Here is a 19,349-nt window from a genome sequence, read left to right as displayed (position 1 = left end):
CATTTCTGCCGTTTTAGTATAGCAGAAAATGAAGCAGGTGGCAATAACATCGGTTTGCAAGTATGCGTCAGAGCGAAGCGGCGGCTCTTTGAACAATTTGCCCAAAGAGCGCGATCGTCTCCTGGCGATCGCGGCAGTTCCCGTCCATGACGACGAGGATCAGGTCGCCCGCATCGCTCCAGGCGATGCCGCCATCGGCGTAGACGCCGGTGATTTCGCCCGTCTTGTTGGCGACGAGGAAAGCGGGGAGCGCCGATGGCAGACAGTCTTTGTCTTTTTGGCGTGCGAGGATTTGCAGCATTTTTTCGTCATGCGCATAGTCGACGCATTCGCCGCGATAGATGCGTGAAAGAAGCGTGCCGATGTCCTTGACGCTCGATAGGTTTGGCAGCCCTTGATTCGTGAGCATCATCTTGTGCTGCAGATGGGTGTCGCTGTAGCCTTGTTCGCGAATGTAACGGTCGATGTTTGCTATGCCGAGGCGGTCGATGAGGATGTTGGTCGCCGTGTTGTCGCTGTCCGTGATCATGCGCTCTAAAAGCTGCTCTATCGTGAGCTGCTTGTCGCGGTCGTACCAAGTGAGTCTGCCTGCGCCGCCGACGATGTTTTCTTCGGTGATGTAGAGCGGTTCGGCAAGCGAGAGGGCGCCGTCTTTCGCCTGCTGCATGGCGAAGGCGAGAATGAAGAGCTTAATCATGCTCGCGGGCTGCATGGCGCGGGACTGATAAAGCAGCGGTTCTTGTTCTTCGCGCGGGCGCAGGAGGAAGATCGCGCAGTCGGGCGCTTTTTGCGCGAGAATGGCAGAAAAGTCGGCGCGAAGTGTTTCTTGGTCGCTTCCTCGTTCGGCGATTTTCGGTGTGCGGGGCGATTCTTTTGCGGCGGAGCCATGTTCTTTTTGCGCTCCTCGCGCGGCGGCCTCGACCTCGCCCCCTGACTGTTTGGCACGCACGGCGCTCGTGAGATCCTTCCAATGCTCCCAAAGTCCTTTTTGTGCGGCTGAACTGCTTTCTTGGAATGCGATGCGGATGGGGGATGTCTTGTTTGGATTTTGCTTTTGCCATAGATACTCGGCGATTCCGAGACAAAGGATCGTTTGCGCCGTGGCGAGAAGCGCGGTGGCGGTCACGGCTTTTTTCAGCCAAGGGAAGCTGCGCTTTTTTTGCGTCTCTATGGCAGCGCGGTGGCGCGCAAGCGTCCTCTGCAGTTCCCTGCGCTCTTTTTTTGTAGGGGCGTTGATGGAAGGGGGTTTTACCATGGCTGCGCCGTCCTCGGCGTTATGACGCCGAAGGTGAAGCCCGCGCCTTGGAGCATGTCGATGATGGCGGGCAGCGCTTCGACCGTTGTTTCTTTGCCCTCCTTGCCGTGCATGAGGACGATGGCGCCGCGGTCTTTGGGACGGTTGGCGCAGGTGTAGCTGACGGAGCCGAGAAGCTTCTGTACGCTGACGTTGTTGCCTGTCGCATCTTCGTTGCTGACGTTCCAGTCATGGTTCACATAGCCGTTTTCCTTGAGCATGGCGTCGTAACCCGAGGAAAACATGCTCGCGGCGCCGCCCGGCGCACGCACGATGAGCGGGCGCACGCCAAGGATGTTGTAAATGATTTCATCGGTGTGGATGATTTCTTCGAGGAAGTTTTCCTTGTTCGGGTAGAGGATGCTGTAGTTGTGGCTGTAGCTGTGGTTGCCGATGGCATGACCTTCGGCGAAGATGCGCTTGAGGACGTCGGGGTGCGCTTCTGCCATATTGCCGACGACGTAAAATGTGGCATGGATGCCGCGTTCCTTCAAGATGTCAAGGATGCGGGGCGTGTTTTTCGCATCGGGTCCGTCATCAAAAGTCAGATAGGCGACGTTTGGCATCGTGTAGGGGATGAGCTCGGGCATCTCGGTGGGAAGCCCCTTCTCGCGGCGTTCGGCGAGCGTGTAGATGTCGTAAACGGGCGTCTGTGCATCTGTGATCTGCAAGTTGCTGAAGTCATCGGCGACGACGATATAGTTGCCGCTCGGCGGCGTCTTTTTTGCGGCGGGGGGCGGTGCGTTTTCGGCGCCGCCCCCCGCCGCCGTCTGCGCTGTTTGCGGCTCGGCGAAGTCGTCTGTTTGAAGCTGGCTCCATGCGATGCGCCAGCCGGCGATACAGACGAGCATCAGGCAGGCGATAAGCAGGAATATTTTCGTGTGGCGGTTTTGCAGGAAGTTCTTGCCGCTGGTGTTTTCTGTGTTGTTTTGCAAGACGAAATCATCCTTTCCGTATGTTCAGCAGGGAAGCATGGATAAATGCAGGTCTGCTGTCCTAGCGTAGCTTTATGCAAAGGCATTTGAGTTCTTCAAGCAGACGCGTCATTTCTTCGTCCGTGCCGATGGTGATGCGCAGGTGTTCGTCGATGCGCGGCTTCTTGAAGTAGCGCACATAGACGCCGCGCTCGCGCAGTCCTTCGAAGAGATTTTGCGCCGAAATGTCGGGCTTTCGCGCGAAGAGGAAGTTCGTTTTTGATTCGGTGACGGAAAAGCCGAGCTTTTGAAGCGCCGCTTTCGTTTCTTCGCGTGTCTTGATGATTTTGTTGAGCGTTTCTTGGAAGTAGGCTTCGTCCTCGAGGGCGGCTTTTCCTGCGGCGAGGGAGAGCGTCGTCATCGTGTAGGAGTTGATCGAGGCTTTGACGTCTTCCATAGCTCGGATAAGCCGCGTTGATGCGAAGGCGTAGCCGATGCGCATACCGGCGAGTGCGCGTGATTTCGACATCGTGCGCACGACGACAAGGTTCTCGTAGTCTTGGAGCAGCGGGAGCGCTGTTTCTGCGCCGAAATCGACGTAGGCTTCGTCAACGATGACGACGGATTCGGGATTTTTCGCAAGGATTTCTTCGACGCTTGACAGGGGGAGCGCGAGACCCGTCGGCGCGTTGGGATTCGCGAAGATGATGCCGCCGTTGGTGCGCGCGTAGTCTTCGGGACGAAGCGTGAAGTCGTCAGCGAGCGGCACGGTTTCATAGGGGATCGCGTAAAGTTTCGCCCAGACGTCGTAGAAGGAGTAGGTGACGTCTGGGAATAGCACAGGCTTTTGCCCTGCGAAGAACGTGAGGAAGGCGAGTGCAAGTACATCGTCGGAGCCGACGCCGATGAACACTTCGCTCGGCTTGACTTCGTAATGTGCGGCGATCGCTTCCTTCAAGCTCAGACAGTCCGGCTCGGGGTAGAGACGCAGGCGGTCGGCGTCGCAGGCGGCGATGGCTTCGGCGACGCGCGGCGAGGGCGCGTAGGGGCATTCGTTCGTGTTCAGTTTGATGACTTTGCCCGCAGGCTGCTCGCCGGGGACGTAGGGGGTGACGCGGCGGATGTTATCGTACAGGCTCATGGCTTTCCCTCGTTTTCGTTATGTTATAAGCGTTTTCTTAAAGAATGTATACTTCTTATTCTACGTCCTTTTTGCTCGAAGGGCAAGGGGGCGGCAGGAAAGCGGCGGCTTTTGCCGAAAATTTCTTTAGGATTTTCCACGTGTTTGACGGAAGGAGAGAAGGTCATGACGGAAGATGGAAAAGTGCGTGAAGCAGAGCGCATCGAGCGCACGCTTGAAGCGTTTCGCCGCAATCGCTACGACGTATCGCTGTTTCAGAGGAAGGAAGAGGCGGCGGACTATCTCGCGCGGAAGATCGCAGGAAAGCGCGTGGGCTTCGGCGACTCGGAGACGCTGCGAGCGCTCCGGCTCTACGAGAAGCTCAGCGTGAAAAACGAGGTCATAGATCCTGCGAGGAGCGGTCACATCGGCGGTTTGGAGGCTTTCCTTGCGGCAGGCAGGGAGGCGCTGATGACCGACGTCTTCGTATTGTCGGCGAACGCCATCACGGAGGCGGGGCAGATCGTCAATATGGACGGTGCGGGAAACCGCATCGCAGGTTCACTCTTTGGTCATGAGAAGACATATTTCGTCTGTGGCGTGAACAAGCTCGTCAAGGATGTGGAGGCGGCGATCAAGCGCATCCACGCCATCGCCGCGCCGCAAAATGCAGCGAGAAAGAAAAAGCGCACGCCGTGCGCCGCGAAAGGTGACAGGTGCTACGACTGCAGCAGCCCCGAGCGCATCTGCAACGCACTGACGATCCACTACAAGAAGATGAGCTATCGACCGATGGAACTGGTTTTGATTGAAGAGTGTTTGGGGCTGTGAGGTGTTGATGATGAAAAAGAATATAGATTATTATATGGGCTTGAATTACCCTGTGGCGATAGAGCGAATCTCAGAAGAAGACGGCGGCGGTTTTTTTGCATCGATTCCGCTTTTGCCAAGGTGCATGAGTGATGGAGGAACGCTGGAAGAGGCTTATGACAATATTGAGCACGCAAAGAAAGAATGGCTGAGGAGCATGTTGGAACGCAAGATGAGCATACCGGAGCCGGCGGATCAGGAAGAGTTCAGCGGCAGGTTTCTCGTGCGCCTTCCAAAATCACTGCATAGAACTTTGGTGCAGCTATCCAAACGGGAGGGCGTTAGTCTCAATCAATATGTTGCAAATGCATTGGCGTATAGCGCAGGGCAGAAGGTCTGACAAAAGAGCTGCCGCACGAAGACGTGCAGTCTTCATGCGGCAGCTCTTTCATGTTTGTCTTGGGCATAAGTATGTGTCATTTGGGGATTTGGATGTAAGCAGCTATTCGAGATATTCGATCTTTGCCTTGACGATGCGCCGGACGGAAGCATCGAGACGGTTTTTGGAGATCTCGCCGCTCTTCACGGCTTTCAGGATGCCGTTGTAGACGGCGGTTTCGTGCGCGTAGTCGTGGCAGACGAGCACGAGGTCTGCTCCTGCCAGGATCGCCTCGACGCCCGCGCGGTCGAAGCCGTAGTGGCGTGAGATCGCGCCCATCTCAAGGTCGTCGGTCACGATGACGCCGTCGTAGGAGAGCTCTTCGCGGAGAAGTTTTTGCAGGATGGCAGGAGAAAGGCTCGCGGGATGCTCGGCGTCGAGCGCCGGGTACATCGTATGCGTCGCCATGACGAACCAGCCGCTCGCCCCTTTCGCATTCTTTGCGGCGTTCCTCTTGGCGATCATCTCGCGAAACGGCACGAGGTCGCTCGCTTCGAGGGTGGCGCGGTCGGCGTACACGGCGACCGTGTCCTCGTGCGTATCGTTTTTGCCGCGTCCGAGACCGGGGAAATGCTTGATCGTTGCGAGAAGCCCGGCGTCGGCGTGACCTTCGAGGGCGGCGGCGACGAATCTTGTCACGGTGGCGGCGTCGTCGGCATAGGAGCGTCCGTCTGCCGCACCGAGGTCGGCGACGGGAGCGAAGTTCAGGTTGAAGCCCATCGCTTTGAGTCCGTGCGCCGTGTCGGCGGCATAGCGGTATGCCGCCTTGGGGTCGCCCGTGCGGCCGATTTCTGCGGCGGCGGGCGGCGGCGGGAATGCCTCCTTCATGCGAGCGACGGCGCCGCCTTCCTCGTCAATGGCGAGAAAAAGCGGCAGTCCTGCATCCGAGGCATTTTTCTGCAGGGAATCGTTCAGCGCGCGCACCTGCTCTTGACTCTTCATATTGCGGTCGAAGAGGATGACGCCGCCGATGTGGTACTCCGACAGCATGAAGCGGCTGTCCGCATCGAGCTCCGTTCCCTGTATGCCGATCATGAGGAGCTGCCCGACCTTCTCGGCGTCGCTCATCTTTTGCACGATGGCGGCGGCTTTTTCATCGGGCGAGAGGCTTTTTTGCGTACGGCTTGCAGCGGCATCTTTCGAGGCGGCATCGTCGGAGCGTGCAAGGCAGCCCGCGAAGAGCAGGCTGGCACAGAAGATGGTCAGGCAGAGGAACAGAGGGACGAGAGATGCGTTGCGGTTCGCACGATTTTTCATCATGGCTGATTCCTGGCTGGGAGTGCGTTTCACAGCAGCGACATATACTTGCTGCGAGCCATGACGTCAATGCCGAGCAGATCCATGGCTTTCTCTGCCGAGACCCCCGCATTCTTCATCAGATTGCGGATGCTGCTGAGAAAGGCGCTTTCTTCGCCATGTGCTTTGCCGCGAGCTTCACCGCGAGCTTCACCTTCGGCTACTTCGGCTTTGAGAATGTGTTCTAGGTCACTTTTGACAAGGTCTTCAATCAATTTGCACATGGTGGAGGCTCCCCTTTCGTTTTCTTTGAAAAATCTCGCTCGATTTGCTAAGACGCTGTAATGCATGTCGTCGGGGCTTTCACAGAAGAAATCATGCATAAGGCGACCGAGCGGCGTGTCGTCTTGATATGCGGCATTGACATAGATAATATGTGCGCCGTCGTCGAAGGCGGCTCCTGTTTCTGCAAAGGACTTCTGCACATGGTATAGTGGTCGATTGCCTTTCCATACATCGTGTTCCGTAATGAAGATGACGTAGGTTTCGGGCAGATCGCTGAAGTCTTTTCCCTTGTCGAGCTCGCGTGCGTCCATCATGCAGCTGTTGTAGCGCGCTCGCCTGGGATCGGCGCCATCGTCATCGCGCTGCACTTCGACATCAAAGATGCGTTCGCCGTCAGTGGCAATTGCATCGAAGCGCACACCGCGTCCGAAGAGGTTTGGGACAGAGCTTTGTGTCAATACTTCTTTGACGCGCAGTTGCGGATTGCCGAAGATGATTTGCAGCAAAAGTTCCATGCAGGCGATGTTGCCGTCGAAACAGCTGTTGAAAAAAGCGTCGTCAATCAAACGCAGCTTCTTGATGATGTCACGATAGATTTTTTGCCGCTCCGGCGTGTCGAAAATCGTCATGTGCCGCTCCTTTGAAACGAAACTTCTCTTGCCTTATATTCTATAAAAAATCCGTCCCATTGGCAAGGATTCGCGCTTCTTTATGCAGGAAAAGCCGGACGCAGATTTTTCTGCATCCGGCTTTGGCAGTCTGTTCGATTTTGCGCCTTACTTGAGCAGCACGCTCGCGTTTTCGAGCACGGCTTCGCCTGCCTGGCAGGCGGGGCAGAAGCAGATCTTGTTGCCGGCGGCTTTGAACGCTTCGGCTTTTTTTGCGAGGTTTGCTGCTTCTTCCGCGCCGAAGATGCTTCTTGCCTTGTCGGAATGGAAGAAGGCGAGTGAGGCGTCGATGCTGGCAACATCTTCCTTGAGGGCGGCGATGAGCTCTTCGGACAGCTGCTTTTCCGCGTCCGTGCCGACGGCGGCGAGCCAGTCTTCGCCGAGCTTTCGAAGTCCTTCGTAGCAGCTCGGGGCGTTGACGATCTCTTTGACTTTTTCGATGATGGTCTGTTTGTCCATGAAAAATCATCCTTCCTGAATGAATTTGCAGCAAATCTCTCGTACAGGAATCTGTTAGAGCTTTTGCCGCCGCTGTATTTCTTATAGGCGCAGCAAATGTAATGATGCACATTACGATTATAGAAGAAACGAGACAGAATTGCAAGGGGTTATTGACAAGGCGACAAAAAGTTGCGTACTATGTAGGGGAGCAGAGCAAGAAACATCGCTTGACGATGCTTCTTGGCAGGAAAAGGAGGTTTACCGATGAAGCGTATTCTTGTCATTGGACAGGGGCCTGCGGGCATTTCGGCGGCTGTTTACGCGAAGCGCGGCGGTGCGGCGGTTACGGTCGTCGCGAACGGCGTCGGTGCGCTCGAAAAGGCGGAGCGCATCGAAAACTACTATGGATTTGGCGAGCCGCTGACGGGCAAAGAGCTTGCCGCGCAGGGCGTCGAAGGAGCGAAGCGGCTCGGAGTGGATTTCATCCAAGGCGAGCTTGTCGGTCTGCGCTTCAAAGATACGATGGACGGCTTTATCGCCGAGACGCCGGATGCTGTGATCGAGGCGGATGCGGTCGTGCTCGCTATGGGCGCTTCGCGCCTTGCACCGCCGCTTGCAGGCGTCAAGGAGTTGGAGGGGCACGGCGTGAGCTACTGTGCGATCTGCGACGCATTCCTTTATCGCGGGAAGGAAGCCGCCGTCCTTGGCGCGGGCGATTATGCGCTTGCAGAAGCTGCGGCGCTCCTGCCTCATGCGGCGAAAGTGCATCTTCTGACGAACGGCGAAGCTGTGCCGGCGCGACTTCCGGCGGGGGTTCTCGTTCATGGGGAAAGGATCGCCGCTGTCGAGGGCGAGGGCAGGGTCGAGCGCGTCGTCTTTGCAGATGGCAGGAAGCTTCCTGTCAGCGGCGTATTTGTCGCCGTTGGTACGGCGGGCAGCACGGCGATCGCCAAGAAGCTCGGCATCCTGCTTGACGGCGTGTATCTGAAAGTGGATGAGACGATGGCGACAAATGTACCCGGCGTCTTTGCTGCAGGCGATGCAACGGGCGGGCTTTTGCAGGTGGCGAAAGCGGTGCATGAGGGCGCGGTCGCAGGGCTTTCGGCGCTGAAATTCCTGCGCGGCAAAAAGGCTTGATGGAGTGCGCGGCGTTTTTTTGTAAAAGCGGTGTATGGTCTGTCGTCTTTCTTCGTCAAAGAAAAGAGCCGCCACGGTTTTGAAGCCGTGGGCGGCTCTTTTGATGTGCGTTTAGTCGAGCAGGCTTTCGACCATCTCGCGCGGTACGAAGCCGACGGATTCCTTCGCTTTCACACCGTCTTTGAATGCGATGAGCGTCGGGATCGACTGTACGCCGAATTGGACGGCAAGCTCGGGCTGCTCGTCAATGTTGACTTTGCCGACCTTGAGGTCGGGACGCGCTGCAGCCACCTCGTCGATGACGGGCGTGAGCATACGGCAGGGACCGCACCAAGGCGCCCAGAAGTCGAGCAGCACTGCGCCCTTGGCGTCTGTAACTTCATGCTGGAAGTTTTCCTTTGTAATCTCTATCGGAGTCATAGTATTCCCTCACAATCTTTTTATGATTCTTTGCATCCATCAGCATTATAGCATATTCGCGCCTGCGGAAAAAGTACGGCAAAGTGGAGGTTTCTTTCGCCTGCTGCCAAATCTCTTGCAATATCGCGCTTTTTCTACTACAATGATGAACGAAAAATAATTCTTGGCGAGGTGGAAAACTTATGACGCGATTGGAAGAAATGCTGCGGGCGAATGCGGCGTACTGCAAGAACCCGCCGGTCGATTATACGGCGGAAGATGTGCACGAGAGCAAGCTGCCGAAGAAGAAGATCGCCGTGTTCACCTGCATGGACACGCGGCTCGTGGAGCTTTTGGAGCCTGCTTTGGGTTTAAAGCGCGGTGATGCGAAGTTCGTAAAGACGGTGGGAAACACGCTCGTCGGTCCCTTCGACGGCGTTGTGCGCAGCCTTATGGTCGCGACATACGAACTTGGCATAGAGGAGATCTTCGTCGTCGGACACGATGAATGCGGCATGGCAAAGACGACGGCGAAGAGTCTCATCGACGCCATGCACGCGCGCGGCGTCGATGATGCGGCGATTGCGCCGCTGCGCGAGGAGCTGGTGCATTGGGCGGACAGCTTCAGCCACCCCGCAGAAAACGTCAGAGAAGTCGTCGAAAAGCTGCGTAAAAATCCGCTTCTGCCGAAAGATCTCAAGATGCATGGTCTCATGCTGCATCCGAGAACGGGTAAGATCGACCTGATCGAGAGCGGCGATACATAAAAGACTGCGCGTGCTGTGCCCCTGTGGATAAAAAGGAGATGCTATGACTTCCAATCGAAGAAGAAAACGAGATTTTTCCGTAAAAGACCTCGTATTGACTGCACTGATGACGGCGATCGTCTTTCTCGCCACTTTCGTGCCGCATATTCCGATACCGCTCGGCTACGCGCACTTGGGCGATGCCGCCATTTTCCTCTTTGCGCTTTTTGCGCCGCGGCGTTCGGCGCTCTTTGCTGCGTGCTTCGGCTCGGCGCTCGCTGATTTTATGAGCGGTTTTGCGCTTTGGATCGTGCCGACGCTCGTCATCAAGTTCGTCATGGCGGAGATCGTCTGTCGCATGGCGGACGCGGCAAGCCTCATCGGGCGCATCGGCGTGGCGCTCACGCTTTCAAGCCTTTGGATGGCGGTCGCCTACACGCTCGCAGGCGCCGTCCTTTACGACAGTTTTGCGGCGGCGCTCGGTTCCTTCCCCGGGCTTTTCGTGGAGGGCGTCGTCAACAGCTTCTTGGCGCTTGCAGCTCTGCCGTTTTTGCGCGGGCGGCTTCCGCGCGCCGATTGAGTTTTTGCGAAGGAAAGAAGTGAAGGATTTGCTCGCTCCCAAGGGATACGAAGATATTGAAGAAAAGGTGCTGGCGAAAGAGCGGCTGACGCGAGAGGACGGCATTCGCCTCTTCGACTGTAAGGACATCGCCTGGCTCGGTGCGCTCGCCGACCATGTGCGGCGCGAAAAGTGCGGTGACATCGTCTATTACAACGTGAACTGTCATGTGAATCTCACGAATATATGCCGGGCACACTGCAAGTTCTGCGCTTTCGGGCGCGATGCCGAGGACAAGGGCGCCTATGCGATGACCGAAGAGGACGCCGTCGCCGTCGTCGAGGACGCGATGAAGGATCCGCACCTTGCCGGACTGCACGTCGTCTCGGGACTGCATCCTGCGTGGACGTTTGGCGACTACCTCGCGCGGCTTCGTGCGCTGCACGAAAGATTCCCCAAGCTCTACCTCAAGGGCTTTACGGGCGTCGAGATCACACATTTTTCCAAGATCTCGGGGCTTTCCGTGCGCGAGGTGCTGGAAAATCTCAAGGCGGCGGGGCTTTCGGCGATTGCGGGCGGCGGCGCGGAGATCCTCTCCGACCGCATCCGTGAAGCCCTGTGTCCGAACAAGGCGACGGCGAAGGAGTGGCTCGACGCCGCCCGCACGGCGCATGAACTCGGCATCAAGTCGAATGCCTCGATGCTCTACGGTCATATCGAGACGCTCGCCGAGCGCGTCGATCATCTGCTCGCTCTGCGCTCGCTGCAGGACGAGACGGGCGGCTTTCAGACCTTCATCTGCTTCCCGTTCCTGCCGAAGAATACGGCGCTTGCCGCTGAGAGCGGCATCTCTCAGACCTCGATGTGGGACGACCTCAGGACGATGGCGATTTCGCGCCTCATGCTCGACAACTTCACGAACATCAAGGCGTACTGGGTCATGCTGACCGTCCCCGTCGCTCAGGTCGCGCTCGGCTTCGGCGCGAACGATATCGACGGCACGGTGCACAAGGAGACGATCCTGCACGATGCCGGCGCGAAGAGCCCGCGTGCGCTGACGGAGGACCGCATCATCCGCATCGTCAAGGAAGCGGGCCGCATCCCTGCGGCATGTGACTGCAACTTCAATATTTTGCATGTGTACGAATGAGGCGGGCGCATTTGCGGCATGATGAACCATCCTTTCTTTGACAGGTGTGGCGGCTTTGCTTTCCGTATAGAAAAATGTCAATGAAATAAGAATGAATTTACAGGGGGTCGATATGATGAAAAAACTTATGCTTTTGACAACCGTGGTCTTGACGCTTCTTTCGCTGGGCTGCGGCGCAGGTTCGGCGGCGGACGGAGGGAAAGGAAGTGCGGCGGAGATGAAACAGGATAGGAAATTTGTGCAGGTTTCGGCGGCAGAGGCGCAGAAGATGCTGGCGGAGGAAGAGGGATACATCCTTCTCGATGTGCGCACGCCGAAAGAATATGCCGATGGGCATATTCCGAACGCTGTCAATCTGCCGAATGAAACGATCGGGAAGGAACCGCCGACGATTCTTTCGGACAAGGCGCAGCGCATTTTCGTCTACTGCCGCAGTGGCAGGCGCAGCCAAGATGCGGCGGCGAAGCTCGCAGACATGGGCTATACGAACATCGTTGACTTCGGCGGCATCATGGATTGGCGCGGCGACGTGGTGAAGTGAGCCGCGCTTTTGCCGGACAGCTTCTGGCAAGAGGGGAGAGTTGTACTTGGAGAAGAAACTTTTCGTATGGTATCCGCGCTGCACGACATGCCAAAAGGCGCGCCGCTGGCTCGAAGAGCGCGGCGCTGCGGTCGAGGAGCGCGACGTCAAGGAAGAGAAGCCGACCGCTGCCGAGCTGCGTGTCTGGCATGAGCGAAGCGGTTTGCCGCTGAAACGGTTCTTCAACACGAGCGGTTTGAAGTACAAAGAGCTGCATCTCAAGGACAAGCTGCCTGCGATGGGAGAAGATGAGCAGTTCGCACTGCTTGCTTCCGACGGTATGCTCGTCAGGCGTCCCATCCTCGTCGCCGAGGATTTCGTCCTCGTCGGCTTCAAGGAGCAGGAGTGGCAGGAACGCTTCGGGTAATCTTTATGAGGCTGTGCATGGGGTTTTTGCCCCGGCACAGCCTTGTTGCTTTCCTTGGCAGGGGATGAATCCGCTTCATATCTTTTATTTATGGGAATTTTAGAAAAATCCCTGAAAAACTCTTAGGAACGGCGGCATTCGCGACGATAGATACATTGAAAGTCAGACAGTTTCACTTGTCTTGAAGAAGTTTACAGGGAGAGGGACGGAATGAACGGAAACTTGAAAAACTGCCCGTCGTGCGGCAAATTGTTTATCGCGCAGCCGAAACAGAAACTGTGCGCAGATTGTTTTGAAAAGCAGCGCGAAGAGGAAGAGCGCATCATCCGCTATGTGAACACGCATAAGGATGCGGCGACGCTTGACAAGATCGTGGAAGGAACGGGAGCGGATCCGCAGGTAATCCTGCGGATGATTCACGAGTCGCGTTTCCTGCAGACCGATGTTGAGGTCAGTTACCCGTGTGAGAGCTGCGGTATGCTGATTACGCGCGGGCGTTACTGCGCGGGCTGTATGCGCGACTTCAAGGCGGGAGCGGAACGCATTTGACGCCTGCGCTTCCTTGCCCGTCGATGCGTCCTTGTCGAATGGACAAGGGGCGCGAGACTAGGAGTTTCGCCTTTTTCGCAGAAACTTCTCATGGATCGAAACTTAAGCTGAGAGAAATTTTTTTCGATACTACACATGAAAGACGGGAGCAAGAGCGTGGAGGCTCTGCTCTCGGCTTAAAAAAGAAAGGTGGTGAGGTGCGATGTCCATACAGCTGCAAGGCCGTATACAGGCGCTCTACAACACGTATGCAGCAAGTGATGCGTTCGCTGCCGTACAGGCGCAGGGGAAGCGTCAGGCGGAAGCCCCGCGCAGGGACGCCGTCGTGCTTTCCGAGGAAGGCAGAACCTTCGGCGAAATCCTCAACCGCTTGAAGGCGGATAATGATAAGGTTCGTGAGGATAGAGTGGATTTTTACACGCAGCAGATCGCTGCGGGCAATTATCATGTTGCGGCGCAGGATATAGCCGCGAAGATGCTTGATCAGCGCGTTTGATGCAGACGGATTCATAACGTCGCGGTGAGGGGGACGGATATGTGGCGTGAAATGAAAGAAGTCATGGGCGCACTCTCTTCGTGCTACGAGGAGCTTTTGAAGACGAGCGAGGAGAAGCACAAGGCGCTCGCCACGATGAACCTCAAGGAAATCGAACGCGTCGTGAAGGAAGAGGAAAAGCTGGCGGCTCGTGTTGAACAGCTGGAGAAGCGGCGTCAAGCAGCGCTCCAATCCCTTGCGGAGAAAGAGACAGGCATAGAGCCGACGATGAAGCTGCGCGATCTCACGCTGCGCTGTCCGGATGCGCGTCTGGCGCAGGAGCTTGCGGCGCTGCACGAGGAACTTGACCGCCGTATGCGGGAAGTTCGGCTGACCGGCGAGAACAACACGCTGCTCGCTGAAAGTGCACTCGCTGCGGTGACGGCGAATTTGAACCGCATCGGCTCTGCGACGGCGGGGACGTCTTACGGTGCGGGCGGCGAAGAAAGCGTGACGCGCGAGCGGCGCTTTGATTTCAAGGCGTAGATCATGGGTGAGATCATCAAGCTGCTCAAGCAGCAGATCGACATTTGCCGCCGCCTGCTTCAGGCGGTGGAACAGCAGCGGCAAGGGCTCTGCAGCGGCTCCGGCGGTTGGATGAGCCGAGAGACGAAGGCAATGGAAGTATTGCTCATCGAACTGCGGCATATCGAGAAGCGGCAGGCGCTTCTTCTCAAGGGGACGGCGACGCGCGACCTCTCCGAACTGCTTTCGCGCACGGCGCCGTCCGAGGAGCGCGCAGCTGCCCGGCGGCTTTTGCAGGAGGCGGGTGCGCTCATGGGTGAGGTGCGGGAAGCCGTCGCCATGAACGGTGAACTTCTCGACCGCCACATGCAGTACATCCTTTTCAGCATCAATGTGATGGCTGGAACGCCTGCGGATGTGACGTATGACAAGCCTGTAAAAGAGCAGGAGAAGGACAAGGCGCAGACGAATGCGGACACGAAGATGTTCGATGCGAGCGTCTGACGGATTATAGGAAAGAAGCGTATAACCGCAGAGGAAACGACGCCTCTAAAGGGAAAAGGGTGAAAGAATGCGATCGACATTTTCCGGACTGAATACGATGGTTCGCGGCATCTATCAAAATCAGCTGTCCCTCGATACCGTGGGGCACAACATCACGAACGCGAATACGAAGGGCTACTCGCGTCAGCGCGTGAATCCCGCAGCTACGCGCCCGCTTGAACAGCGCGGCATGTTTGGCGGACTTTTCGTCGGCACCGGCGTCGATTCGGAGTCGCTGACGAGAGCCCGCGATTTTTTCGCGGATAAGCAGTATTGGCAGGAAGAGGCGACGGAGTCTTATGCGAAGTTCCGTCAGAAGAACTATGACAAGATCGAGACGGTATTCGACGACTCCAAGAACAAGGGGCTGCAAAATGAACTGCACAAGTTCTACAGCGCATGGAACGACTTGAGCGTCTACGCAAGCGATCCGGCGAAGCGCGTGTCCGTCATTGAGGCGGGCAAACAGTTTGCCGATCGGCTGGAAGAAGCCGCGCAGAATGTGCAGAAACAGATCGACCTCGTCTATCGTGAGATGGATACGAATGTCAAAGACGTTAACGAAATCACGCAGCAGATTGTCGAACTCAACAAGAATATCGCGCTTGCCGAGGCGAACGGCGCTATGGCGAACGACCTCCGCGACAAGCGTGATCTCCTCGTGGACAAGCTGTCGGGTTACATGAGCCTGCATGTCTACGAAATGGACAACGGCATGTACCAGATCGTTTCGGGCGGCGCGTCGATCGTCAACGGCATTTCGCGTCTTGAACTCAAGATGGATGGCCCCGTTGAAAATAAGCGCTACGGCGTCAACGATTACTCGCTGACGTTCAAGGAGACGAACACGCTCTTTATGCCGGGCAACGGCAAGCTGCAGGCCGCTGTTGACTCCATCAAGGAAAATAAAGGCTACATGGATAAGCTCGCGAATATTGCGGCGACATTCATGACGCAGTTCAACGACCAGCATCGCGCGGGCGCGGGTATCGACAAGGACAAGACGTCGAACCTCAACTTCTTCGGCAGAAATGACAGATACTACGTCTGGGATAAGGAACGCCAGTCTCTCCTTGCAGCGAAGGTGACGAACAAGACGTCGACGACGGCGGGTTCACCGCCTGTGACGACGCACACGACGACGCTTTCGACGGCGGCGGGCGACACGCAGGAACTGCAGGGGCTTGAGATCATCAAAGCGATGAAAGTCAGCGCCGAACTTACGGCGCAGAACGGCGAACTCAAGGTTGCGGCGCGCGGCTTCGGCGATAACAGCGACGCGAAGAACTCTTATGTGCAGAACTTCAGCTACAGCAACGCGACCATCCCGCCGCAGATCACAGGCACGGGCACCGTCGTCCATAAGACGAGCGATATGAACGGCACGGCGGACGGCAGCAACGCCGTCCATCTGACGAACATCTTCAATATGGAGCAGAAAGATACGGGGCTTTCGATCTATAAGAACCCGACAGTGGGCAGTCCGACGGAAAACCGCCCCATCGGTACAGGCTCCCTCAACAACTATTACAAATCGGTGACAAGCGCGCTCGGCATTGATGCGAACGCGATGGATACGAAAGTCAAGTTCCAGGAAAACGTCATGACGCAGATCGAAGCGTGGCGCACGTCGGTTTCCGGCGTCAACTGGAACGAAGAACTTTCCAACATGATCAAGTTTCAGCAGGGATACAGTGCGAGTGCACGCTGCCTGACGACGATGGATGAAATGCTCGACCGTCTCGTGAACAACACGGGATTGGTGGGAAGGTAAGGTGAAGTAAATGAGAATTGGCAGTCTGCACATGGTTTCGCGCTATCAAAAGCAGCTGAACGACGCCGCAGAAGAGCAGGCAAAGCTCATGGAGCAGTCGGACGGACAGTCGCTGCGTCGCCCGTCGGACGACCCTGTGCGCTACTCCAACTGGCTGCGCTACAGCACGGAGCAGAACGAGAACGAGCAGTATCAGAAGAACGTCGAGGCAGGAAAGTCGTGGATGCAGCGTACGGACGGCGCTGTGTCAGGCATGGCGGACATCTTCAAGACGCTGAAGGAAAAGACGATCCAGGCGGCGCAGTCGCCGCATCAGAAAACGGACATGGCGGCGATTGCCAAGGAGATGACGGCGAAGCTGCATGAGATCGTCTCCCTCGGCAACTCACAGCAGGGCGACCGCTATATTTTCTCCGGACAGTCCGACCTCACGCAGCCGTTCCTTCTCTCGGAAAAGAAAGTCGCGCGCGGCATTCCCAAGACGCTCGACGATCAGCAGTCGAAATTCTTCAAGGATACGAACGTGTCGGGCCGCATGAAGCAGATGCTCACACTCAAAGGCAGCGACGGCAACGAATACTATCTCGATACGAAGTCAGGCTACATCTACTCGTACGACTTCATGAAGGACGGCTACAAGAAGAAAGTTGCGGCAGGACAGACGACGGTGAATCCGGCAACGGATAGTGTAGGCAGGCTTCCCAGCCACCCGTTCAATGTTTCGGAGAACTTCCTCAATACGGGACAAATCAAGGATGCATCGACGACGCCTCCGGCAGGGGCGCACGCGGGTGTTGATTGGGAATTTAACCACACCGTCAACGGCAAGCCCGTGAAGTTCACACTCAAGACCATCGAACAGCAGATCGTCAAGTATCAGGGTGACTTCAAGCAGATCTCTATGGTTAAGAAAAACGGCGCCGTCGAGCCGACGGCTGATACCGTCAATGCGACCGCAGGCGACATCTTCGGCACGGACATCTTCGACGACGAGAACTCGGGCAACACGCAGTCGGGCACGGCGGCGCTCAACGACATGCTGACCGTCGCGGAGAAGGTGAATTCGTCCGATGTCAACTGGCTGATCTCCGACGGCGTGACGCTTGCCGATGAGTCTCACAACAACGTCGTCATATCGCAGGATCATATCGCGGCGCGTCACAACGTCTACAAGGGGATGTCGGAGATCCTTGGCGACTATGCTACCGCCATCAAGCAGGACATCTCCGATACGAACAGCACGGACGTCGCGAAACTTGCCGTCCAGATGATGCAGGCTTCGGCGATTTACAACATGTCGCTTTCCGTCGGTTCGCGCATCCTGCCGCCGACGCTGACCGACTACTTGAGGTAAGGAGGGGAGGCGCGCCATGCTTTCCAACATGACGTATCTCAACGTGCGGCATACGCTGCCGATGCTCGGCTGGCAGGCGCGTTCCTTCAAGTTCAAGACGAGCATGACGCCGACAAAGATGCATGGGCGGCGGCGCGAAGCGAGTGCAGATCTCGGCACGACGCAGGTGCGCATCGACATCGACAGCTACGAGAGCCGCAAGGCTTACGGCTTTCGGAAGGACGCCGATCTCTGCGCGGATTTCAAGAATGCAGGGCTGTCGGGCGTGAAGCAGGGTACGAGCCGCCGCTCAAGCGAGGCGTGGCAGATCATTGACGGTGCGGCAAAGCCGAATGCGAATTTTTTCCAGAAGCAGGCGAAGCATAAGATCGAAGCGGAAATCAGCGAGCGCAAGGAAATAGAGCTAAAGCCCATTCCGCGTCCGAAGATCACCGTGCACCCGGCGGAGCTGAAGGGCACGCCTGATGTGGGAGAGCACAGCATAGACATACGCTCGGAGCCGTTTGCTGACATCGCCTACGAGCCGGGCAGCATCGACTACAATATGAAGGTGGAAGGCTCCATTCACATGTGGACTTCCATTGGGCATTACGATATATACGCATAGGGGAGAAAAGCATGAGAAAGATCACTACGACACGTTTTGGAGAAATCGAGGAGGACGAAAGCAAGATCATTCATTTTTCTGCCGGACTTCCCGCTTTCGAAGACGAGCACGACTTTATCATCATTCCATACGACGAAGAAAGTCCCTACGTCTTTCTGCAGTCGGCAGCGACGCCGGATCTCGCTTTTTTGATGGTGATTCCCTTCATTTTCTTCCCCGACTATGAATTTCGCCTGGAAGATGACGTCTTGGAGAGTCTTGCTCTTGAAAATCAAGAGGATCTTCTGCTCTACACGCTGCTGACGATCCCGGGCAATGACATCCATGAGATGACCGCCAACCTTCTCGCGCCGATCGTCATCAACAGCCGCACGAACGAAGGACGGCAAGTCGTCCTCGATAAGAGCGCCTATCGGACGAAGCACAAGCTTTTTCCGAAAAAATCGGGAGCGGAAGGCAAAGAAAAAAGCGAGCGGGAGGCGAAGTGAATGTTGGTATTGACGCGCAAACCGCGCCAGCAGATTATGATTGGCGACGACATTGTCGTTCATGTCGTGGAAGTGCAGGGAGATAATGTCCGCATCGCCATTGAAGCGCCGCGCGAGGTGAAGATCTATCGCGGCGAGATATACCGCGCCATACAGGACGAAAACAAGCGGGCGGCGGCGCCCGTGGCGATCGACCTCAGAGGGGCGCTGCCGCAGGCGGACGGATAGTCAGCTGCGGCGTAAGCATAGAAGCCGTTCCTTGCGGGGGCAGGAAGCTTCTGCATTGTCCGGCGCAGGAAGCGCCCGGCAAACAAGGGATTGCATATATTTTTATCTATGGAGGGAGAAAACATGATAAGCAAGATTCAGGACGCACTCGGCGCCGCTGCTGTTATGCAGATGACCGATCTTGCCGTGGGAAGCGGCTCGGCGCAGGCGCCTGCCGCGCCTGCAGACAGTGCAGGGCGGCAGGCGGCGAGCGCGGCGGGCAGCCTGCAGGCAGGCGACGCCGCCTTTGCGGATTCACCCGCCGCCGTAGTGGACGCACACTTGGACACGCAGCTCCAAGCGCGAGAGATCAGCGAAGCGGCGAAGGCAAAGACGGAAGCGACGGAAGAAGAGCAGAAGAAAAAGCTCGGCAAGGACAAGCCGCTCGACGAGTCGCAGATGACGTACCTCATGAAGGAGATCAACCGCATCATGAGCCGTATGAACTGCAACCTCGCTTTTGAGTACCACAAGGAAGTTGACGTCATGAGCGTGCGTATGCTTGAGAAGAAAACGGGCAAGCTCATCAAAGAGATGCCGCCCGAGTACATGATCAAGGGCATGGAAAAGACGCGCGAATGGATCGGCACGTTCCTGGATCAGCCGGCGTAAGGAGGAAGCA

Annotated in this window: 26 protein-coding genes; 19 read left to right on the top strand and 7 right to left on the bottom strand. The window is 56.7% G+C overall.

The genetic code is table 11. The annotated features are described in order from the left end of the window. Positions 1–67: 67 nt before the first annotated feature. The 3 genes from ACO5Z0_RS02170 to hisC form a co-directional block, all read right to left on the bottom strand. A complete protein-coding gene (locus ACO5Z0_RS02170) occupies positions 68–1,255 on the bottom strand; it encodes a serine hydrolase (RefSeq protein WP_485649025.1) in 1,188 nt (395 codons plus the stop codon). Then, on the bottom strand, positions 1,249–2,229 hold the full coding sequence (locus ACO5Z0_RS02165; RefSeq protein WP_485649024.1) for a polysaccharide deacetylase family protein: 981 nt from the start codon (positions 2,227–2,229) through the stop codon (positions 1,249–1,251). The genes ACO5Z0_RS02170 and ACO5Z0_RS02165 overlap by 7 nt, the downstream gene beginning before the upstream one ends. A 61-nt stretch (positions 2,230–2,290) precedes the next feature. Next, the gene (gene hisC, locus ACO5Z0_RS02160) at positions 2,291–3,349 is read right to left on the bottom strand and encodes a histidinol-phosphate transaminase (RefSeq protein ID WP_485649023.1); all 1,059 of its coding nucleotides are present in this window, start codon (positions 3,347–3,349) and stop codon (positions 2,291–2,293) included. A gap of 165 nt (positions 3,350–3,514) precedes the next feature. Between hisC and ACO5Z0_RS02155 the strand changes: the two genes are divergently transcribed. Continuing rightward, positions 3,515–4,159 (top strand): lactate utilization protein, encoded by a 645-nt coding sequence (locus tag ACO5Z0_RS02155; protein WP_485649022.1) that lies wholly within the window; start codon positions 3,515–3,517, stop codon positions 4,157–4,159. A 10-nt stretch (positions 4,160–4,169) separates the two neighbouring features. After that, positions 4,170–4,538 carry a toxin-antitoxin system HicB family antitoxin gene (locus ACO5Z0_RS02150; RefSeq protein WP_485649021.1) on the top strand — a complete coding sequence of 123 codons (369 nt, stop codon included), beginning with the start codon at positions 4,170–4,172 and terminating at the stop codon, positions 4,536–4,538. Between the two features lie 102 nt (positions 4,539–4,640). Here the strand turns inward: ACO5Z0_RS02150 and ACO5Z0_RS02145 are convergent, their stop codons facing one another. Continuing rightward, positions 4,641–5,837, bottom strand: coding sequence for a glycoside hydrolase family 3 protein (locus ACO5Z0_RS02145; protein ID WP_485649020.1), 1,197 nt, complete (start codon positions 5,835–5,837; stop codon positions 4,641–4,643). 26 nt (positions 5,838–5,863) lie between these two features. After that, positions 5,864–6,613, bottom strand: coding sequence for a PD-(D/E)XK nuclease family transposase (locus tag ACO5Z0_RS02140; protein WP_485649019.1), 750 nt, complete (start codon positions 6,611–6,613; stop codon positions 5,864–5,866). Here ACO5Z0_RS02140 and ACO5Z0_RS02135 point away from each other — a divergent pair. Continuing rightward, complete coding sequence (locus tag ACO5Z0_RS02135; protein WP_485649018.1) at positions 6,596–6,742, top strand: hypothetical protein; 147 nt, start codon at positions 6,596–6,598, stop codon at positions 6,740–6,742. The two genes, ACO5Z0_RS02140 and ACO5Z0_RS02135, sit on opposite strands and share 18 nt — an antisense overlap. Before the next feature lie 132 nt (positions 6,743–6,874). On the opposite strand, the gene ACO5Z0_RS02130 is transcribed toward ACO5Z0_RS02135, so the two are convergent. Then, a complete protein-coding gene (locus tag ACO5Z0_RS02130; protein WP_442676083.1) occupies positions 6,875–7,225 on the bottom strand; it encodes a heat-shock protein Hsp90 in 351 nt (116 codons plus the stop codon). Between the two features lie 246 nt (positions 7,226–7,471). Here ACO5Z0_RS02130 and ACO5Z0_RS02125 point away from each other — a divergent pair, with 246 nt between their 5' ends. After that, entirely contained in the window at positions 7,472–8,344 is an 873-nt protein-coding gene (locus ACO5Z0_RS02125; protein WP_485649017.1) for an NAD(P)/FAD-dependent oxidoreductase, read from the top strand. 111 nt (positions 8,345–8,455) lie between these two features. On the opposite strand, the gene trxA is transcribed toward ACO5Z0_RS02125, so the two are convergent. Continuing rightward, entirely contained in the window at positions 8,456–8,764 is a 309-nt protein-coding gene (trxA, locus tag ACO5Z0_RS02120) for a thioredoxin (protein WP_442676085.1), read from the bottom strand. Positions 8,765–8,946: 182 nt separating this feature from the next. Here trxA and ACO5Z0_RS02115 point away from each other — a divergent pair, with 182 nt between their 5' ends. The 15 genes from ACO5Z0_RS02115 to ACO5Z0_RS02045 all read left to right on the top strand — a co-directional run bounded on the left by ACO5Z0_RS02115 (position 8,947) and on the right by ACO5Z0_RS02045 (position 19,339). Beyond that, positions 8,947–9,510, top strand: a complete 564-nt coding sequence (locus ACO5Z0_RS02115; RefSeq protein WP_485649016.1) for a beta-class carbonic anhydrase — start codon at positions 8,947–8,949, stop codon at positions 9,508–9,510. 43 nt (positions 9,511–9,553) lie between these two features. Next, positions 9,554–10,069: an ECF transporter S component gene (locus ACO5Z0_RS02110; RefSeq protein WP_485649015.1), complete on the top strand. Its 516-nt coding sequence runs from the start codon at positions 9,554–9,556 to the stop codon at positions 10,067–10,069. A 19-nt stretch (positions 10,070–10,088) separates the two neighbouring features. Beyond that, positions 10,089–11,198, top strand: a complete 1,110-nt coding sequence (gene mqnE, locus ACO5Z0_RS02105) for an aminofutalosine synthase MqnE (RefSeq protein WP_485649014.1) — start codon at positions 10,089–10,091, stop codon at positions 11,196–11,198. A gap of 115 nt (positions 11,199–11,313) precedes the next feature. After that, positions 11,314–11,739: a rhodanese-like domain-containing protein gene (locus ACO5Z0_RS02100; protein ID WP_485649013.1), complete on the top strand. Its 426-nt coding sequence runs from the start codon at positions 11,314–11,316 to the stop codon at positions 11,737–11,739. 46 nt (positions 11,740–11,785) lie between these two features. Continuing rightward, on the top strand, positions 11,786–12,145 hold the full coding sequence (locus ACO5Z0_RS02095) for an arsenate reductase family protein (protein WP_442676089.1): 360 nt from the start codon (positions 11,786–11,788) through the stop codon (positions 12,143–12,145). A gap of 210 nt (positions 12,146–12,355) precedes the next feature. Then, entirely contained in the window at positions 12,356–12,694 is a 339-nt protein-coding gene (locus ACO5Z0_RS02090; RefSeq protein WP_485649012.1) for a flagellar protein, read from the top strand. A 202-nt stretch (positions 12,695–12,896) separates the two neighbouring features. Beyond that, a complete protein-coding gene (locus ACO5Z0_RS02085; protein WP_442672414.1) occupies positions 12,897–13,190 on the top strand; it encodes a flagellar biosynthesis anti-sigma factor FlgM in 294 nt (97 codons plus the stop codon). Between the two features lie 39 nt (positions 13,191–13,229). After that, entirely contained in the window at positions 13,230–13,715 is a 486-nt protein-coding gene (locus ACO5Z0_RS02080) for a flagellar protein FlgN (protein WP_442676091.1), read from the top strand. A 3-nt stretch (positions 13,716–13,718) separates the two neighbouring features. Beyond that, positions 13,719–14,198 carry a flagellar protein FlgN gene (locus tag ACO5Z0_RS02075; RefSeq protein WP_485649010.1) on the top strand — a complete coding sequence of 160 codons (480 nt, stop codon included), beginning with the start codon at positions 13,719–13,721 and terminating at the stop codon, positions 14,196–14,198. A gap of 67 nt (positions 14,199–14,265) precedes the next feature. After that, positions 14,266–16,011 (top strand): flagellar hook-associated protein FlgK, encoded by a 1,746-nt coding sequence (gene flgK, locus ACO5Z0_RS02070; protein WP_485649009.1) that lies wholly within the window; start codon positions 14,266–14,268, stop codon positions 16,009–16,011. 10 nt (positions 16,012–16,021) lie between these two features. Then, the gene (gene flgL, locus ACO5Z0_RS02065; RefSeq protein ID WP_485649008.1) at positions 16,022–17,365 is read left to right on the top strand and encodes a flagellar hook-associated protein FlgL; all 1,344 of its coding nucleotides are present in this window, start codon (positions 16,022–16,024) and stop codon (positions 17,363–17,365) included. A gap of 16 nt (positions 17,366–17,381) precedes the next feature. Next, positions 17,382–17,972 carry a DUF6470 family protein gene (locus ACO5Z0_RS02060; protein ID WP_442676095.1) on the top strand — a complete coding sequence of 197 codons (591 nt, stop codon included), beginning with the start codon at positions 17,382–17,384 and terminating at the stop codon, positions 17,970–17,972. Positions 17,973–17,983: 11 nt separating this feature from the next. Then, positions 17,984–18,460: a flagellar assembly protein FliW gene (fliW, locus tag ACO5Z0_RS02055; RefSeq protein WP_442672420.1), complete on the top strand. Its 477-nt coding sequence runs from the start codon at positions 17,984–17,986 to the stop codon at positions 18,458–18,460. Then, positions 18,461–18,688, top strand: coding sequence for a carbon storage regulator CsrA (gene csrA, locus ACO5Z0_RS02050; RefSeq protein WP_485649006.1), 228 nt, complete (start codon positions 18,461–18,463; stop codon positions 18,686–18,688). A 123-nt stretch (positions 18,689–18,811) separates the two neighbouring features. After that, positions 18,812–19,339 carry a flagellar protein FlaG gene (locus ACO5Z0_RS02045; RefSeq protein WP_485649005.1) on the top strand — a complete coding sequence of 176 codons (528 nt, stop codon included), beginning with the start codon at positions 18,812–18,814 and terminating at the stop codon, positions 19,337–19,339. Positions 19,340–19,349: the final 10 nt, after the last annotated feature.

The organism is Selenomonas sp. (genome assembly GCF_057272215.1).
The sequence above is the reverse complement of the archived record's forward strand: the minus strand, read 5'-3'. Positions and strand labels throughout refer to the sequence as shown.

Bases quoted from the DNA above. Each gene is read 5' to 3' on its own strand.
- flgL (WP_485649008.1), top strand. From the start codon at position 16,022: ATGAGAATTGGCAGTCTGCACATGGTTTCGCGCTATCAAAAGCAGCTG.
- ACO5Z0_RS02060 (WP_442676095.1), top strand. From the start codon at position 17,382: ATGCTTTCCAACATGACGTATCTCAACGTGCGGCATACGCTGCCGATG.
- ACO5Z0_RS02170 (WP_485649025.1), bottom strand. From the start codon at position 1,255: ATGGTAAAACCCCCTTCCATCAACGCCCCTACAAAAAAAGAGCGCAGG.
- fliW (WP_442672420.1), top strand. From the start codon at position 17,984: ATGAGAAAGATCACTACGACACGTTTTGGAGAAATCGAGGAGGACGAA.
- flgK (WP_485649009.1), top strand. From the start codon at position 14,266: ATGCGATCGACATTTTCCGGACTGAATACGATGGTTCGCGGCATCTAT.
- trxA (WP_442676085.1), bottom strand. From the start codon at position 8,764: ATGACTCCGATAGAGATTACAAAGGAAAACTTCCAGCATGAAGTTACA.
- ACO5Z0_RS02125 (WP_485649017.1), top strand. From the start codon at position 7,472: ATGAAGCGTATTCTTGTCATTGGACAGGGGCCTGCGGGCATTTCGGCG.
- ACO5Z0_RS02045 (WP_485649005.1), top strand. From the start codon at position 18,812: ATGATAAGCAAGATTCAGGACGCACTCGGCGCCGCTGCTGTTATGCAG.
- ACO5Z0_RS02090 (WP_485649012.1), top strand. From the start codon at position 12,356: ATGAACGGAAACTTGAAAAACTGCCCGTCGTGCGGCAAATTGTTTATC.
- ACO5Z0_RS02155 (WP_485649022.1), top strand. From the start codon at position 3,515: ATGACGGAAGATGGAAAAGTGCGTGAAGCAGAGCGCATCGAGCGCACG.
- csrA (WP_485649006.1), top strand. From the start codon at position 18,461: ATGTTGGTATTGACGCGCAAACCGCGCCAGCAGATTATGATTGGCGAC.
- hisC (WP_485649023.1), bottom strand. From the start codon at position 3,349: ATGAGCCTGTACGATAACATCCGCCGCGTCACCCCCTACGTCCCCGGC.
- ACO5Z0_RS02115 (WP_485649016.1), top strand. From the start codon at position 8,947: ATGACGCGATTGGAAGAAATGCTGCGGGCGAATGCGGCGTACTGCAAG.
- ACO5Z0_RS02130 (WP_442676083.1), bottom strand. From the start codon at position 7,225: ATGGACAAACAGACCATCATCGAAAAAGTCAAAGAGATCGTCAACGCC.
- ACO5Z0_RS02075 (WP_485649010.1), top strand. From the start codon at position 13,719: ATGGGTGAGATCATCAAGCTGCTCAAGCAGCAGATCGACATTTGCCGC.
- ACO5Z0_RS02100 (WP_485649013.1), top strand. From the start codon at position 11,314: ATGAAAAAACTTATGCTTTTGACAACCGTGGTCTTGACGCTTCTTTCG.
- ACO5Z0_RS02080 (WP_442676091.1), top strand. From the start codon at position 13,230: ATGTGGCGTGAAATGAAAGAAGTCATGGGCGCACTCTCTTCGTGCTAC.
- ACO5Z0_RS02140 (WP_485649019.1), bottom strand. From the start codon at position 6,613: ATGGAACTTTTGCTGCAAATCATCTTCGGCAATCCGCAACTGCGCGTC.
- ACO5Z0_RS02085 (WP_442672414.1), top strand. From the start codon at position 12,897: ATGTCCATACAGCTGCAAGGCCGTATACAGGCGCTCTACAACACGTAT.
- ACO5Z0_RS02150 (WP_485649021.1), top strand. From the start codon at position 4,170: ATGAAAAAGAATATAGATTATTATATGGGCTTGAATTACCCTGTGGCG.
- ACO5Z0_RS02110 (WP_485649015.1), top strand. From the start codon at position 9,554: ATGACTTCCAATCGAAGAAGAAAACGAGATTTTTCCGTAAAAGACCTC.
- ACO5Z0_RS02145 (WP_485649020.1), bottom strand. From the start codon at position 5,837: ATGATGAAAAATCGTGCGAACCGCAACGCATCTCTCGTCCCTCTGTTC.